Origin of the sequence: Methylobacterium sp. GXS13 (genome assembly GCF_001455965.1) — a bacterium.
Lineage (GTDB): Bacteria > Pseudomonadota > Alphaproteobacteria > Rhizobiales > Beijerinckiaceae > Methylobacterium.
The window spans coordinates 32,806-46,751 of record NZ_LKKO01000045.1 but is presented as its reverse complement, the minus strand read 5'-3'; the positions used below and the strand labels follow the sequence as shown (position 1 = coordinate 46,751).

Here is a 13,946-nt window from a genome sequence, read left to right as displayed (position 1 = left end):
TCTCTGAGCGCTTGGTGAAGCCGGACAGGCCACCGCCCTGGCGCAGCGTCCGGATGCGGTCGCGGCGCCCGGTGAGGATCTTGTGCGGGTAGCACTGGTGGCCGACGTCCCAGACGATGCGGTCGTCCGGGGTGTCGAACACGTGGTGCAGCGCCACGGTGAGCTCGACCACGCCGAGCCCGGAGCCGAGATGGCCGCCGGTGATCGACACCGCGTCGATCATCTCCGCCCGCACCGCATCCGCCACAGCCTGCAGCTCGGATTCGGGAAGCTGGCGCAGCGCAGCCGGCTCCGGGACACGGTCGAGAAGCGCGCTCAGCTCGGGGGAAATCGCCACGGCATCAACCTCTATCGGACGGGATCGGTCTGACCGCCGAGCCTCAGGATATATCGAGCGGCGCCACGCCCTCGGGCCGCCCGTCGGCACCGAGGGTGATCCGCTGGATCCGCGCCTCGGCCCGCTTCAGCAGCGCTTCGCAGTGCTTCTTCAGCACCTCGCCGCGCTCGTAGATCGCCACCGACTCATCCAGCGGGACATCGCCCCGCTCGAGCCTGCGCACGATCTCCTCGAGTTGCTCCAGCGCCTTCTCGAAGGGCAGGTCGCCGGCGGCCGGGGCCACCTCGGGTCTGCTCGCATTCATCCCACACACATCCTTTGGGTCGGTTCTAAGGCGGCATCCGGTGCGGCCACAACCCAGGCGAGGGCGGCGCCGGGCCGCCCCGGAGCGTTTTGGCGCGGTGCGGCGGCGTTTGCGCCACACTGGATCCTCTCTGCGAAAGGCCCCTCGAACGGGCACGCGCAGTGGCGGCGGCGCCGACAACCGGAAGTTTGGTGAACGCCGATCACGTCACGGTGAGGCAGAACGGCGTCCCCTCGAACGCCTCGGCGCCGCGGCCGATCCGCGCGATCGCCGCGACCATGTGGCCTTCTCGGCCGAGCATCCGGTCGGCGATCGCCACGAACAGGGGGTTGGGGGTGGCGGATGGGGAGGCGGCCCGCAGGGTGTCTGCGATCGCGCCCTCGTCGCGCTCCGGCGCTAGCGCGCAGGCCGCGATATAGGCCGCCGCGGTGGAGCGGCTGATCCCGGCATAGCAGTGGATCACCAGCGGCTTGTCCCGGGGCCAAGTCCGAGCGAAGGCCAGGATGCCGGCCACGTGTTCATCAGCTGGCAAAACGTGTCCGTCCCGCGGCTCGGCGATGTCGCTGACCCCGATGACCGCGTGGTTCTCGGCGTCGATCAGCGCCGGCCGCTCCAGCGGCGTGCCGACATTGACGAGCGTGAGCACGTGGCTCGCCCCGGTGGCGGCGACAGTCTCGGGCAGGCGCGAGAGCGGACAGACGTGAAGAGTCGGCATGCAGCGGCCCATGGCGCGGGATCGTGACGGATCGAGGGCGGAGGCCTTCGGGCTCAGGTCCGGCACAGGGCGTGGAAACGGTCGAGGAACTCCGCTTCAGCCTGTGCGGTCGGCCACGGTTCGGCCAGCGCCAGGACGGTCCCGGGCAGGTCCGGGGCGTCTCCGAAGTAGCGCACGGCTTCGTCCGGGGTGAATCCGGCGAGTTCCACCGCCTCGATATGGGCGGCGATCCGGTCGGCGCGCTTGACGAGCTTGCCGAGGGTGGCTGCCGGCTCGGCCAGGCCGAAGCGGCGGCGTATGGCGGCGAGCAGGCGCAGTTCGACCCCGCGATAGGCATCACCGATCGCGGCCTTGAGCGGCGAGATGATGTCGCCGACGACGTATTCCGGGGCGTCGTGCAGCAGCAGCTCCAGCCCGTCGGGATCGGTGCAGCCGGGGGCGATGTGGCGCCCGACCGCCTCCACCAGCAGGCTGTGCTGGGCCACGGAGAAGACGTGCGGCCCATGAGTCTGGCCGTTCCAGCGGGCGACCCGGGCGAGCCCGTGGGCGATGTCGGCGATCTCGATGTCCCGGGGCGCGGGATCGAGCAGGTCGAGGCGCCGGCCGGACAGCATCCGCTGCCAGGCCCGGGGCGCCGGGTCGCGCGCCTCGCTCATGCCGGCTGCTCCAGTTCGGCGCAGGGCCCATGCCGGTGGCAGCCGACGAGGTGGTCGTTCACCATCCCGACCGCCTGCATGAAGGCGTGAACGATGGTCGGGCCGCAGAAGGAGAAACCCTCCGCCTTGAGGGCCTTGCCGATCGCCCGGGAGACCGGTGTCTCGGTCTGGATCTCGGCGCGGCTCCGGGCGCCGCCCTGGATCGGCCGCCCGTCCACAAAATCCCACAGGAACGGCGCGAAGCCGGGGCCGCTCTCCTCGATCCGCAGCCAGGCCCTGGCCCCGGCGATCGTGCCCAGGATCTTGGCGCGGTTGCGGATGATGCGGGTGTCCGCCATCAGCCGGGCGACATCGACCTCGTCGTAGCGGGCGATGGCCTCCGGATCGAAGCCGGAGAACGCGTCCCGGAACCCGTCGCGGCGACGCAGGATCGTGATCCAGGACAGGCCGGCCTGGAAGCCGTCGAGGATCAGCTTCTCGAAGAGCGCCCGGCCGTCGCGCTCGGGCACGCCCCATTCCGTATCGTGATAGGCGACGTAGAGCGGGTCATGGCCGGCCCACCAGCAGCGGGGGCAGCCATCGGGGTGATCGATCAGGCCTGTCTCGGACATGCCGCCGGTTTAGCGAGAACAGGAGCGGAACGCTATTCCTGCACCACGACCGGATCCGCGGTCAGGCCGTCGGCGATCCCGCCGCTTCCGGGAGCGCGAAGGTTGCGTAGGCGGGCTTCTCGAACGTCACCGGGCGGTCGCCCGCCAGCACCGTCTCGCCGGCCGCAAGGGCATCGCCCAGGCGGTCGAGGCGGACCAGGGCGAGGCCGCGATTCTCTCCGGCGCTGCCGGTGGTGCCCAAAACCTTGCCGCCGGCATTGATCTCGGCGCCGGGGGGAGGGGCCTCGCCCGGATAATGGGCCGCGAGGATCCGGGTGCGGGCGGTGCCGCGGTGCTGCATGCGCGAGACCACCTCCTGGCCCACGTAGCAGCCCTTCTTGAAGTCGACGCCACCGAGCTGGTCCATCATCGCCTCGTGGGGGAACGCGTCCCCATAGGCGTAGTCGCGCCCGCCCTCGGGCACGGCGAGCCGGACGCGGTGGCGGTGGTAATCCGCCTCCGCGGCATCGGCGGAAAAAGCGCCCTCGGCGGCGTAGAGTCGGGCGCCGAGATCGACATGGCGGGTATCGGCGACGGTTCCGGTCTCCACCGCCGGGGAGGCGCCGGCCCAGGCAGCCGCCACCGCCACGGTCGGGTCGACCGCGATCGCGACCTGCGCGCGCAGCCGGTAGAGGGTCAGGCGCTTGGCGAGGTCGGCGGCGCGGTCGATGGCCGTGTCGAGGCGGAACCCATCCGGGATCCGCGAGATCAGGAAGTCGAACAGGATCTTGCCCTGCGGCGCCAGCAGGGCGCCGAGGCGGGCCTCTGCATCCTGAAGGGTCTCGACGTTGCAGGTCAGCACGCCCTGGAGCAGCGCGGCAGCATCCGGCCCGGTAACGGTGACGAGGGCACGGTCCGGCAGCAGGGCGACGGGCATGGCAGGCAGATCCTCACGCGACGGGGGCGACCCGGTAACCCGGAGCGCGTGGCCGGGAGGTAGGTGCTTCGCGTGCCCGCCTCAACCGTTCACCGTCGCCGGTCTCCTCAGTGCTGCAGGGTCGTCGTGAAGGCGCCGCCGCGAATGCGCTCCGGAAAGCCCTCAGCGTAGCGGGCAGTGGCCTCCTCGCCGTAGGTCATCACGAGTTCCTGGAATGCTGCGAAGAGAGCGGCCTGGGCCATGCAATCACCGTCGAGGCCGTCGAGGCAGCCTTCCGCGAACGCCTCCGAGACGTAACTCAGAGCGACGCGTTTCTCCTCGACATCAACCTCGATGGGGGCGGTCTGAGAGATGTGCTGCATAGGCCGATACTTCCGCTGCGCCGGGCACAGGACCCGGCGGACCAGCGAATGATAGGCGGCTCCCCGCGCCTCGGCCAGTCAGGAATTTCAGATCGGTTAACGCGGATGCTCGAACTTGATGCTTCTCAGGGTTGCGGAAGGGGTGTGTTCCCTCTGCATCACCCGCCGAACCGTCCGGCCAGGGCGTGCGACAGCCTGTCGCCCTCGGCGACGTAGCGCGCGGCCGCCTCGTGCGCCGCGGGCGTGCAGACCCTGTAGGTCAGCGCGTAACCGCGATAGCCGCGATTGTAGGCGCCAGCCAGCCGGTCGCGCCGAGCCGGGGTCACGCCCTCGGATTCGATCAGGGCCTTCATGCGAGCCGGCCATTCCGCTGCGTCGGGTGCCGCACAGAGGCCACGCAGGAAGGCTAGGGCCCCGATGATCTCGGACATCCGCATCAGATCGCGGTCGTAAGGGGCGGGTACGTCGGCCGGCGGGGACGCTTCCTTGGGTGCATCCTTAGCGGGGGCGGGTGCAGCGCGGCTGCCGCGCTGCTGCGCCAGGGCCGGCCCCGCGAGTGCTACGGCAAGACACAGGATGATCGGAAGCCTCACGTGCGCGCTCCCATCTCACGCACAAGCGTGAACGCCTCGTGCAGGGTTTCGATCAGGCCGGGCGTCGTCGCCAAGCCGGCGACCTCGTCGCGTGTCGCCCAGCGCACCCCAAGCGCCTCCGGACCGGTCACGGGCTCGCCACCGCACCACAGGGCGGCGTGCGGATGGACGACGTAGTGATGGCGGGCGCGGCCGGCCTCGTCCCGGACGATGATCTCCGTGGGCGAAAGCACACCCACCACCTCGGCGGTGAGGCCGACCTCCTCGGACAATTCGCGCAACGCCGCTTCGGCCAGGGCCTCGCCGGCCTCGACTAGGCCGCCTGGCAGGGTCCAGACGCCGCGCATCGGCTCGTTGGCCCGGGCCGCCAATAGGACGCGCTCGTCGCGGATCACAGCGATCGACGCGCCCACATAGGGTCGGGTCGGAAACAGGCGGCTACCGCCATCGGCTGTGCCCTCGGTCACGGCTTGCCTCCGTCCGGGGCGATGACGGCGACCCGCCCGTCGGCGAGGCCGACCAGCAGCCGCGTCGCCGCGCCCTCGCCCAGCGCCACGATGCCGGTCGTTGCCGCCGCCGGCAGCGGGATGCGCAGGCGCTCGTGCAGCGAGCCCTTGGCCTGGAGGAGGGCGATCTCGGGACGGCCTGCCACTGGCAGCACGAGCTCGGGCGGCCCAGCGGTGGGGTTCGTGACGGCGAGGTCGGCATCGCCGTCGCCCGCTGCGTAGCCCGACGCCTCGCCGGCCGGTTCGATCGTGTCGGGGGACAGCGTCCAGATCTGCAGCAGGCCTCGAGCGCTGACCGTGGCGGCCTGCAAGCCGCCGGAACCGGCGAAATCCGCGATGCCGGCGATCTTGAGGGGCGGCCCGGGCTGCGGCGGCGTGCGGGCCATGACACCCCAGGCGGGCTGACCGTCCGGACGCCCGATCAGCACGAGCCCCCCCGCCTCCGCTCCCGACAGGGTGGCGGCCAGGAGAGCCAGGTGGCCGGCGAGGCGCAGCAGGCGCGGCCGGAGAGGCGCGAACACCGCCTCGCCGCCTGCCGGCACCGTGACGGTGGCGACCGGGACGGGCTTCGGGTCGGTGCTGACCGCCATCGGCTGGCGTTCGCGGACGGTCAGGACCGCGGCGGCGTCGCCGCCGTCGGGCGCCCGGGCGCGACCGGTGAGATAGGCGCTCAAGCCCCCGGCCAGGACCCGGCGCGAGCCCGGCAAGGCGCCCCGCGGCGTCTCGGCGGCGGTCAGCCCCTCGACCGCATCCCGGCCGATCGGCCGGACCATGACCGTGCCGTCCGTGAGACTGAGTACCGCGCCGCCGTCATCGCCCCAGATCAGGGCGATCGGGGCACTCTCCTCGTCGCCGGCCGCCGGGCCGGCTTTCGCGCCGGCGATCGGCAGGAGGCCGGAGGTCGCCACGGAGACCGCCGCCTCGCTGCGCGGTCCGCGCAACGCCCGCACCTTGAAGGGCAGGTCGAGGATCCGGACGCCCGGCGCCTCCGCGCGGGGGGAGGCGAGCGGCGTGCACAGAAACAGGCTGAGGAGGATCGCAAAGCGCCGCCGCTCGACGGCCGGAGCTTGGCGCATGGCGGTCACAGGCCGCCCGGATCGCCGGGTCAAACGTGCTGGCCGCCGTTGATGTGCAGCTCGGCCCCGTTCACATAGGACGAGGCATCGGTGCACAGGAAGTAGATCGCCTTGGCGACCTCGTCCGGGGTGCCGAGCCGCCGCTGCGGGATCTGCTCGACGAGCTTTTCCGTGCCGGGCGACAGTATCGAGGTGTCGATCTCGCCGGGGGAGATCGCGTTGACCCGCACGCCGAGGGGGCCGAAATCGGCGGCCATCTCGCGGGTCAGGCCGGCGAGCGCCGCCTTGGAGGTGCCGTAGGCCGCGCCCGCGAACGGGTGGACCCGGGAACCCGCGATGGAGGTGACGTTGACGATCGAGCCCCGGGCCCGGGCGAGCTCGTCGCGCAGGCCGCGGGCCAGCAGGATCGTGGCGAAGACGTTGACCTGGAACACCCGCTGCCAGCCGTCGAACTCGGTGGCCAGGGCGCCCAAGCGCTCGCCCGCCGGACCCTTCGGCGAGATGCCGGCATTGTTGACCAGCGCGTGCAGCACGCCGCCCTCGGCGTCGAGCCGCCCACGGACCTCCTCGATGGCGCGCATCGTGTCCTGTGCGTCCGCGAGATCGACCTGAAGGTGATCCTCGGGGCCCATCTCCCAGGGGCAGTTTTCGGGAAACGCGTGGCGCGAGCAGGTGATGACTCGCCAGCCGGCCGCTGAGAAGCGCTTGACCGTGGCGTGGCCGATGCCCCGGCTTGCGCCCGTGAGCAGCATGATGCGCCGGCGTTCGTTGACGGGGAGGGCCAAAGCCGTAAGCCTCGCTGGCGGGGTTTCGGAGCGCGTCCGGATCGGGCGCGGGGCGTCCCTGTGAGCCTGAACGGTCTAGGCTGACAGGGATCGGAAATCCAGAGTGCGTCACACGCGTACGGTACGGGAGAACGGGCAAGCCATGACGCGTACGGACCGCCTGCCGGAGATCCCGGTCGAGAACCTTTCGGAAGCGCAGGTCGCGGCTGCGGACGCGTTCCGGGCCGAGCGCGGGGTCCCGGTCTTCGGGCCGTTCGTGCCGCTGCTGCGCAGCCCCGACCTGATGCTGTGCGCCAGCCGCATGGGGCTCTATCTCCGCTACGGCAGCGCCCTGCCGCTGCGCATCAGCGAGTTCGTGATCCTGATCGTCGCCCGTCTGTGGAATCAGCAGGTCGAGTGGCAGATTCATCACCCGATCGCCCTCAAGGCCGGGGTCGCACCGGAGACCGCGCAGGCTTTGGCCGAGGGGCGCCGTCCCGACACGATGAGCGACGACGAGGCGCTTGCTTACGCGTTCTCGACCGAGCTGCAGCACAACCGCGCGGTGAGCGAGGTCACCTACGCCGCCGTGGTGGCGCGCTTCGGCGAGCAGGGCGTGATCGATCTCACCGGCATCAACGGCTACTATGCGCTGCTGGCCATGACCATGAACGTCGCCCGCACGGCGTTGCCCGAAGGCGGGCCGCCGCCGCTGCCACCGCTGGTGCGCTAGGCGCCCCCGCCGCTTGTCGCGCCGGCCGCTTCGGTCTAACCGTCCCACTCCCTTGTGGGTGCCCGCTGCCGGCGCCCCGTCAGCCCCTAAAACCGACCGGACGAAGCCATGGTCGCCCAGACCCGCGCCGCCACGGCGCCGAAGCCCGCGGATCCGGCGCTCGCCGGCGCCCGCATCCTTGTCGTCGAGGCGCGTTACTACGACGCCCTCGCGGACGAGCTGCTGGCTGGCGCGCGGGCGGCGATCGAGGCGGCCGGCGCGCACGCCACCGTGGTGACGGTGCCGGGCGCCCTGGAGATTCCCGCCGCGGTGGCGATCCTGGCGGACGATTACGATGCCGTGGTGGCCCTCGGCTGCGTGATCCGCGGCGAGACCGGACACTACGACATCGTGGCCGGCGAGAGCGCCCGCGCCTTGATGGACCTTTCGGTCCAGCGTCGGCTGCCGCTGGGCAACGGCATCCTCACCGTCGAGACCGAGGCGCAGGCGCTGGAACGCGCCCGGGTCGCCGAGATGAACAAGGGCGGCGGCGCGGCCGAGGCGGCACTCGCGGTGCTCGCCCTCAAGCGCGCGGCCGAGGCGGCGCGCCCGCAATAACGAGAACCGACATGACCGGGACCACCGAAACCAGGCCGGACGGCACCGCCCAGGATAGCGCCCCAGAGGGCATCCAGGAGACCGCCCGGACGATCAGCCCGCGCAGTGGCGCGCGCCTCGCTGTGGTGCAGGCGCTCTACGAGATGGACATCTCCGGTAAGGGCGTCCTCGACGCGCTCGCCGAGTTCGAGGCGTTCTGGATCGGCCAGGAGGTCGACGGGATCCTGCATCCCAAGGCCGAGACCGCCTTCTTCCGCGATCTGCTGCGCGGCACCGTGGAGGAGCAGCGGGCGATCGACCAGAAGCTCGACCAGGCCCTGGCCCAGGGCTGGCCGCTCCGGCGGATCGAGATCGTGCTGCGGGCGATCATGCGGGCGGGCGCCTACGAACTGATGTTCCGGCCCGACGTGCCGGCGCCGGCGGCGATCTCCGAATATGTCGACGTGGCCCACAGCTTCTACACCGCCGACGAGCCGGGCCTCGTCAACGCCGTGCTCGACCGGGTCGCCCGGGAAGTGCGGCCGGGCGAGATGAGCGCGCCGAAGGGCGGCGGCAATAAGGGAAGCGGCAAGCCGGGCTCCGGGAAGCCGCCCGCCAAGAAGGCCTGAACCATGGCCGGGCCGGATCGCGCCTCCGAGGAGGGGCTGATCGCCCGCTACTTTGCCCCGCTGGCGGGACCGGGGGCAGACGGGCTCCGGGACGATGCCGCGACGCTGACGCCGACCCCCGGGCACGACCTCGTGGTCACGGCCGACGCGGTGGTGGCCGGGATCCATTATTTCCCCGACGATCCCCCGGCCTCGATCGCCCGCAAGGCGCTCGGCGTGAACCTGTCCGACATCGCCGCGAAGGGCGCGGTGCCGCGCGGCTTTCTGCTGACCCTGGCGCTCCCCGACGACTGGACCGAGGCGTGGCTCGCCGGCTTCTCCGAGGGGCTCGGGGCGGCGGCCGCCGCGGCCGGCTGCCCGCTGCTCGGCGGCGATACGGTGCGCTCCGGCGGCCCGGCCCTGATCGGGATCACGGCGTTCGGCGAGGTGCCGGGCGGCGGCATCGTCCGGCGCGGCACCGCACGAGTCGGTGACCGGATCTGCGTCAGCGGCACGATCGGCGATGCGGCGCTCGGCCTGCGGCTGCGCCTGGAGCCGGAGGCGGCCTGGGCGGCGTCCCTCGATCCGGCGCAGCGGGCGGTGCTGGCCGACCGCTACCTGCATCCGCGCCCGCGCCTCGCCCTGGCGGGCGCGATCCGCCGCCACGCCGCGGCGGCGATGGACGTGTCGGATGGGCTCGCCGGCGACCTCGCTAAGATGCTGGGCGGGGGGCGTAGCGCCCGGATCGCGGTCGAGGCCGTGCCGCTCTCGGAGGCCGCCGCCCGGGCGCGCGCGGCGGAGCCCGGCCTGATCGAGCCGATCCTAACCGGTGGAGACGATTACGAAATTCTCTGCACGGTCGCCCCGGAGGGGCTCGACGCGCTCCGCGCCGAGGCGGCGGAAGCCGGCATCCCGCTCACCGCCATCGGCACCGTCACCTCAGGCGACGGCCCGCCCGGCTTCGAAATGGGCGATGGCGCTGCGCTGGCGTTCGCGGCTGGGGCGTTCAGCCACTTCTGAGGCGGGGCCGGGGCTGGTCCGGCCCAGCACGATGTGGGTGACCCCCTCGGGCTGGCGGCCGATCTGGCGGCGGACCTCGTCCATCATGCCGGCGGCCACGATCGGCATCCACAGGGCCATGTCGCCGGGCGTCAGCGCGGAGCGGCCGGTGACCGCCTCCTCCGGGCGGGGCGCGGTCGAGAACGCCCGCTGCAGGATGTGCAGCAGGTCGCCCTGGGCCGCTTCCGGCTGGGCCGCGACCCGCTCGGCGATCAAAAAGTGCACCGCCCCCGTCAAGACCTCGATCGTCGCCGCCAGCTTGGCGACCTGGTCGCTGCTCATGTCCAGCCCCATCCGCGTGTACAACCGCAAGTAGAAGGCTGTATGGTTAATCGCTGGTTAAGACCGGCGATCCTGCGCAGAATCCGGTCCGCCGGGAGGCCCGAGCGTCGCGAGCGCGGTCCAGCCTTCGAAGAAATGGCTCCGCGAAGTCCGGTTCGCTGCGAAGGCTCTTCGCAGCAAGAGCCCGCCAAAGTCTTGCGCGGTGCAGCATTCGCGTATCGCGCTGCCGGAACTGCTGAACTTGGCATTTGCGCTCACCGGCGAAGTTTGGCAACTAGAGTCGGCTCGAACACGCCATGCTCGGGCCGGTTCTTATCCTTTGCTGAGACGGCTCACTGTCGCCGAAACGGTCACCCATCGGCGGCGGCCACGCCAAGACTGATTTTCTGGGAAGGAATGCCGCGACTCGAGCACACGTCCCATGGCCGTCCTCCGGTGGCCAAGCTCGACAACAATCACAAGCCCCGCCAGGCCCGATAAGAATAAGGACGGTAGAGCATGATCCCCTTGGCCTTGATCATCGTGGGCGGGCTCTGCGCCGTCGCCTACGGCATCGTCACGATCCTCGATGTGATGCGGCGCGACGCCGGCACCCAGCGCATGCAGGAGATCGCCGCCGCCATCGCGGAGGGCGCGCAGGCCTATCTGAAGCGGCAATACCTCACCATCGGCCTGGTCGGATTGGTGCTGTTCGTGCTGCTGGCGGTGTTCCTCGGGATCAAGGTCGCGGTCGGCTTCCTGATCGGGGCGGTCCTGTCGGGGGCCGCGGGCTTCATCGGCATGAACGTGTCGGTGCGCGCCAATGTCCGCACCGCGCAAGCCGCATCGACCTCGCTGGGGGCCGGCCTCGACATGGCGTTCAAGTCCGGGGCGGTGACCGGCATGCTGGTCGCCGGCCTCGCCCTGCTCGGCGTCGCCCTCTACTACCTGTTCCTCACCCGCGGCGCCGGGCTCGACCCGTCGAGCCGTGAGGTGATCGACGCGCTGGTGGCGCTGGGCTTCGGCGCCTCGCTGATCTCGATCTTCGCCCGGCTCGGTGGGGGCATCTTCACCAAGGGTGCCGATGTCGGTGGCGACCTCGTCGGCAAGGTCGAGGCCGGGATCCCGGAGGACGACCCCCGCAACCCGGCCACCATCGCGGACAATGTCGGCGACAATGTCGGCGATTGCGCCGGCATGGCGGCCGACCTGTTCGAGACCTACGCGGTGACCATCGTGGCTACCATGGTGCTGGCGGCGATCTTCTTCTCCGGCCCCACCGGCAGCGGCCGGGCGGTGCTGGAGCCGATGATGCTCTATCCCCTGGCCATCGGGGCGGCCTGCATCGTCACCTCGATCGCCGGCACCTACGCGGTGCGGCTGTCTGCCAACCAGTCGATCATGGGCGCCCTGTACAAGGGGCTGATCACCGCGGGCGTGCTGTCCGTGGCGGCGATCGCGATCGTCAACCTGACCCTGCTGGGCGGCTTCTCGACCGCCTTCACCACCTCCACCGGCGTGACCTTCACGTCGGGCGGCCTGTTCGGCTGCGCGGTGATCGGGCTCGCTATCACGGCGCTCATCGTGGTGATCACCGAGTACTACACCGGCACCAATTTCCGCCCGGTGAAGTCCATCGCCGACGCCTCCGTGACCGGCCACGGCACCAACGTGATCCAGGGCCTGGCGATCTCGTTGGAATCCACCGCGCTCCCGGCCCTGGTGATCGTGGCCGGCATCATCGCGACCCACGCGCTGGCCGGCCTGTTCGGCATCGCCATCGCGGTCACCGCCATGCTGGCGCTCGCCGGCTTCATCGTGGCGCTCGACGCCTTCGGACCGGTCACCGACAATGCCGGCGGCATCGCCGAGATGGCCGGCCTGCCCCCGGATGTCCGCAAGTCCACGGACGCGCTGGATGCGGTCGGCAACACCACCAAGGCGGTGACCAAGGGCTACGCGATCGGCTCGGCCGGCCTGGGCGCCCTGGTGCTGTTTGCCGCCTACACGTCCGACCTGAACTACTTCATCGCCAATGCCAGCCCGACGCAGTACCGGTTCTTCCAGGGCGTCAGCGTCGATTTCTCCCTGTCCAATCCCTACGTCGTGGTCGGGCTGCTGCTCGGCGGCCTGATCCCGTTCCTGTTCGCCGGCATCGCCATGACGGCGGTCGGCCGGGCGGCGGCCGCGGTGGTCGAGGAGGTCCGGCGCCAGTTCCGGGAGAAGCCCGGGATCATGCAGGGCACCGACCGGCCCGATTACGGCCGCGCGGTCGACATGCTGACCCGGGCGGCAATCAAGGAGATGATCGTCCCGTCGCTGCTGCCGGTGCTCTCGCCGGTCGTGATCTTCTTCGTGATCCAGCTGATCGCGGGCAAGAGCCAGGCCTTCGCCACGGTGGGGGCGAGCCTGCTCGGGGTGATCCTCACCGGCCTCTACGTCGCGATCTCAATGACCTCGGGCGGCGGCGCCTGGGACAACGCCAAGAAGTACATCGAGGACGGCCACCACGGCGGCAAGGGCTCCGACGCCCACAAGGCCGCGGTGACCGGCGATACGGTCGGCGACCCCTACAAGGACACGGCCGGCCCCGCCGTGAACCCGGCGATCAAGATCACCAACATCATCGCCCTGCTGCTGCTGGCGGTGCTGGCGCATTACTGAGGGGCGGGGGCGGCGATCCTGCATGGGCCCAGACGGTTCATGCAGAATCGAGCCGCCGCTCCGGCGCCGGACACCCGACCGAGAGCCCGACCGCAATCAGCCTGGTCATGGCGATGCCTGAGACGGGTGGATTGTCGTCGGTCGCTTCCGGTGGCGAAACGCGACGAGCGGACGCGTGCTCCGGGAGGGACGGCAGGCTTCTGGGCGCCGGCTTCAGACGATGGCCGACCGGCAGAAAGCCGACCTTCGGTTCGACGCGTCCTGCTCGCTGAGCCGCAAGATTGCGCTCCTGCCGGTGCTACATCGCCCATGCGCGCGCTGGGCGTTTCGTGGAAAGCCCGCGATCGGCTGCGAGACAGCCGGAGCGTCGGATGAAGGTCGTCGTTGTCGGCGCAACCGCTCCCATCGGCTCGGCAAGCCGTGTCCCGCCTGAAGACTGGGTGGCGGGCCGTCGTCGAGCACCCCGCCATAGGCGAGCGGGATCACACAGCTGGCAAAGCGCGGGACGCGCGCACGTGTGGGTTCGTCGAGTCGCGGTAGCTTCGGTGTCCGCCCAAGGTATGGGGCGGACGGATTCAATTCCAAATCCGGTCCGTTGCGTTATCCTGCTGCTGACACACCGGGCGGAACGGCCTGCCTGGCACAAACGGAGCGCCGATCCATGTTCGACGAATACGGCATTCCACGCGGCGCCGAGTTGGACGAACCCGCGCTGCCCGCGCTGTATCATTTCGTCTACTGCAGCCGCGCCGCCGTCGGCGTCGACGACGCCGAGGTCGGCCGCATCGTCGAGGCGGCCCAGCGCCACAATCTCGCCCGCGGCATCACCGGCGTGCTGGTTTACGGCAGCGGTGTTTTCTTCCAGTGGATCGAGGGGCCGGCCGCCGAGATCCAGAAGCTGATCACGAGCCTTCATGGCGATTCGCGCCATTACGATATCGTTTCGCTGAGCCAGAGCGAGGAAGAGCGAGAGCGTCTCTATCCGAACTGGGACATGGAGCGGGTCGAAGCCGAGGATATCCGCCTGGTGCTACAGGATGCGCTGGACAGCACCGAAGACAAGAACAACGTCGCGGCACTGAAGCGGATTCTCGAGCACCTTGATGCCGGGCCGCTGGTTTCGCTCGGGCGAAACTGATCGGGCCTGCGCCCGGTAGCCTCCAGCCCATCCGCCCCTGGCGTCGTGACGAAAGGATCGATCTTCA

At 70.7% G+C, this 13,946-nt stretch carries 18 protein-coding genes; 6 read left to right on the top strand and 12 right to left on the bottom strand.

The features are described from left to right. The 11 genes from AO398_RS16810 to AO398_RS16760 all read right to left on the bottom strand — a co-directional run. A partial coding sequence (locus AO398_RS16810; RefSeq protein ID WP_280139134.1) for a 1-deoxy-D-xylulose-5-phosphate synthase N-terminal domain-containing protein occupies positions 1-337 on the bottom strand: 337 nt, incomplete at its 3' end. 43 nt (positions 338-380) lie between these two features. Further along, entirely contained in the window at positions 381-641 is a 261-nt protein-coding gene (locus tag AO398_RS16805) for an exodeoxyribonuclease VII small subunit (protein WP_058193261.1), read from the bottom strand. 202 nt (positions 642-843) lie between these two features. Beyond that, the gene (locus tag AO398_RS16800; RefSeq protein ID WP_058193268.1) at positions 844-1,356 is read right to left on the bottom strand and encodes a hypothetical protein; all 513 of its coding nucleotides are present in this window, start codon (positions 1,354-1,356) and stop codon (positions 844-846) included. A gap of 53 nt (positions 1,357-1,409) precedes the next feature. Next, complete coding sequence (locus tag AO398_RS16795; RefSeq protein ID WP_058193260.1) at positions 1,410-2,012, bottom strand: HD family hydrolase; 603 nt, start codon at positions 2,010-2,012, stop codon at positions 1,410-1,412. Then, complete coding sequence (locus AO398_RS16790) at positions 2,009-2,623, bottom strand: DNA-3-methyladenine glycosylase I (protein ID WP_058193259.1); 615 nt, start codon at positions 2,621-2,623, stop codon at positions 2,009-2,011. The genes AO398_RS16795 and AO398_RS16790 overlap by 4 nt, the downstream gene beginning before the upstream one ends. A gap of 61 nt (positions 2,624-2,684) precedes the next feature. Further along, a complete protein-coding gene (locus AO398_RS16785) occupies positions 2,685-3,539 on the bottom strand; it encodes a folate-binding protein YgfZ (protein ID WP_058193258.1) in 855 nt (284 codons plus the stop codon). A 107-nt stretch (positions 3,540-3,646) separates the two neighbouring features. Next, complete coding sequence (locus AO398_RS16780) at positions 3,647-3,901, bottom strand: hypothetical protein (protein WP_007564226.1); 255 nt, start codon at positions 3,899-3,901, stop codon at positions 3,647-3,649. 158 nt (positions 3,902-4,059) lie between these two features. Next, the gene (locus tag AO398_RS16775; RefSeq protein WP_058193257.1) at positions 4,060-4,494 is read right to left on the bottom strand and encodes a TIGR02301 family protein; all 435 of its coding nucleotides are present in this window, start codon (positions 4,492-4,494) and stop codon (positions 4,060-4,062) included. Then, positions 4,491-4,961 carry an NUDIX hydrolase gene (locus AO398_RS16770; protein ID WP_058193256.1) on the bottom strand — a complete coding sequence of 157 codons (471 nt, stop codon included), beginning with the start codon at positions 4,959-4,961 and terminating at the stop codon, positions 4,491-4,493. The genes AO398_RS16775 and AO398_RS16770 overlap by 4 nt, the downstream gene beginning before the upstream one ends. Next, positions 4,958-6,076 carry a hypothetical protein gene (locus AO398_RS16765; RefSeq protein WP_058193255.1) on the bottom strand — a complete coding sequence of 373 codons (1,119 nt, stop codon included), beginning with the start codon at positions 6,074-6,076 and terminating at the stop codon, positions 4,958-4,960. The genes AO398_RS16770 and AO398_RS16765 overlap by 4 nt, the downstream gene beginning before the upstream one ends. Positions 6,077-6,105: 29 nt before the next feature. After that, positions 6,106-6,828, bottom strand: a complete 723-nt coding sequence (locus AO398_RS16760; RefSeq protein WP_058193267.1) for an SDR family oxidoreductase — start codon at positions 6,826-6,828, stop codon at positions 6,106-6,108. 175 nt (positions 6,829-7,003) lie between these two features. Here AO398_RS16760 and AO398_RS16755 point away from each other — a divergent pair, with 175 nt between their 5' ends. The 4 genes from AO398_RS16755 to thiL all read left to right on the top strand — a co-directional run bounded on the left by AO398_RS16755 (position 7,004) and on the right by thiL (position 9,777). Continuing rightward, the gene (locus AO398_RS16755; RefSeq protein ID WP_058193254.1) at positions 7,004-7,573 is read left to right on the top strand and encodes a hypothetical protein; all 570 of its coding nucleotides are present in this window, start codon (positions 7,004-7,006) and stop codon (positions 7,571-7,573) included. 108 nt (positions 7,574-7,681) lie between these two features. Further along, complete coding sequence (gene ribH, locus AO398_RS16750) at positions 7,682-8,170, top strand: 6,7-dimethyl-8-ribityllumazine synthase (protein WP_058193253.1); 489 nt, start codon at positions 7,682-7,684, stop codon at positions 8,168-8,170. 11 nt (positions 8,171-8,181) lie between these two features. After that, complete coding sequence (gene nusB / locus AO398_RS16745; protein ID WP_152997550.1) at positions 8,182-8,778, top strand: transcription antitermination factor NusB; 597 nt, start codon at positions 8,182-8,184, stop codon at positions 8,776-8,778. Between the two features lie 3 nt (positions 8,779-8,781). Beyond that, positions 8,782-9,777, top strand: coding sequence for a thiamine-phosphate kinase (thiL, locus tag AO398_RS16740; RefSeq protein WP_058193252.1), 996 nt, complete (start codon positions 8,782-8,784; stop codon positions 9,775-9,777). Here the strand turns inward: thiL and AO398_RS16735 are convergent. Continuing rightward, a complete protein-coding gene (locus tag AO398_RS16735; RefSeq protein WP_058193251.1) occupies positions 9,697-10,098 on the bottom strand; it encodes a hypothetical protein in 402 nt (133 codons plus the stop codon). The genes thiL and AO398_RS16735 overlap by 81 nt on opposite strands. Before the next feature lie 498 nt (positions 10,099-10,596). Here AO398_RS16735 and AO398_RS16730 point away from each other — a divergent pair, with 498 nt between their 5' ends. Then, on the top strand, positions 10,597-12,741 hold the full coding sequence (locus AO398_RS16730) for a sodium-translocating pyrophosphatase (protein WP_058193250.1): 2,145 nt from the start codon (positions 10,597-10,599) through the stop codon (positions 12,739-12,741). Between the two features lie 661 nt (positions 12,742-13,402). After that, positions 13,403-13,879: a BLUF domain-containing protein gene (locus AO398_RS16725; RefSeq protein WP_058193249.1), complete on the top strand. Its 477-nt coding sequence runs from the start codon at positions 13,403-13,405 to the stop codon at positions 13,877-13,879. Positions 13,880-13,946: the final 67 nt, after the last annotated feature.

Coding starts and splice junctions, on each gene's coding strand:
- AO398_RS16795 (WP_058193260.1), bottom strand. CDS start 2,012: ATGAGCGAGGCGCGCGACCCGGCGCCCCGGGCCTGGCAGCGGATGCTG.
- AO398_RS16755 (WP_058193254.1), top strand. CDS start 7,004: ATGACGCGTACGGACCGCCTGCCGGAGATCCCGGTCGAGAACCTTTCG.
- AO398_RS16725 (WP_058193249.1), top strand. CDS start 13,403: ATGTTCGACGAATACGGCATTCCACGCGGCGCCGAGTTGGACGAACCC.
- thiL (WP_058193252.1), top strand. CDS start 8,782: ATGGCCGGGCCGGATCGCGCCTCCGAGGAGGGGCTGATCGCCCGCTAC.
- AO398_RS16760 (WP_058193267.1), bottom strand. CDS start 6,828: ATGCTGCTCACGGGCGCAAGCCGGGGCATCGGCCACGCCACGGTCAAG.
- AO398_RS16735 (WP_058193251.1), bottom strand. CDS start 10,098: ATGAGCAGCGACCAGGTCGCCAAGCTGGCGGCGACGATCGAGGTCTTG.
- AO398_RS16780 (WP_007564226.1), bottom strand. CDS start 3,901: ATGCAGCACATCTCTCAGACCGCCCCCATCGAGGTTGATGTCGAGGAG.
- AO398_RS16800 (WP_058193268.1), bottom strand. CDS start 1,356: ATGCCGACTCTTCACGTCTGTCCGCTCTCGCGCCTGCCCGAGACTGTC.
- nusB (WP_152997550.1), top strand. CDS start 8,182: ATGACCGGGACCACCGAAACCAGGCCGGACGGCACCGCCCAGGATAGC.
- ribH (WP_058193253.1), top strand. CDS start 7,682: ATGGTCGCCCAGACCCGCGCCGCCACGGCGCCGAAGCCCGCGGATCCG.
- AO398_RS16790 (WP_058193259.1), bottom strand. CDS start 2,623: ATGTCCGAGACAGGCCTGATCGATCACCCCGATGGCTGCCCCCGCTGC.
- AO398_RS16730 (WP_058193250.1), top strand. CDS start 10,597: ATGATCCCCTTGGCCTTGATCATCGTGGGCGGGCTCTGCGCCGTCGCC.
- AO398_RS16785 (WP_058193258.1), bottom strand. CDS start 3,539: ATGCCCGTCGCCCTGCTGCCGGACCGTGCCCTCGTCACCGTTACCGGG.
- AO398_RS16805 (WP_058193261.1), bottom strand. CDS start 641: ATGAATGCGAGCAGACCCGAGGTGGCCCCGGCCGCCGGCGACCTGCCC.
- AO398_RS16765 (WP_058193255.1), bottom strand. CDS start 6,076: ATGCGCCAAGCTCCGGCCGTCGAGCGGCGGCGCTTTGCGATCCTCCTC.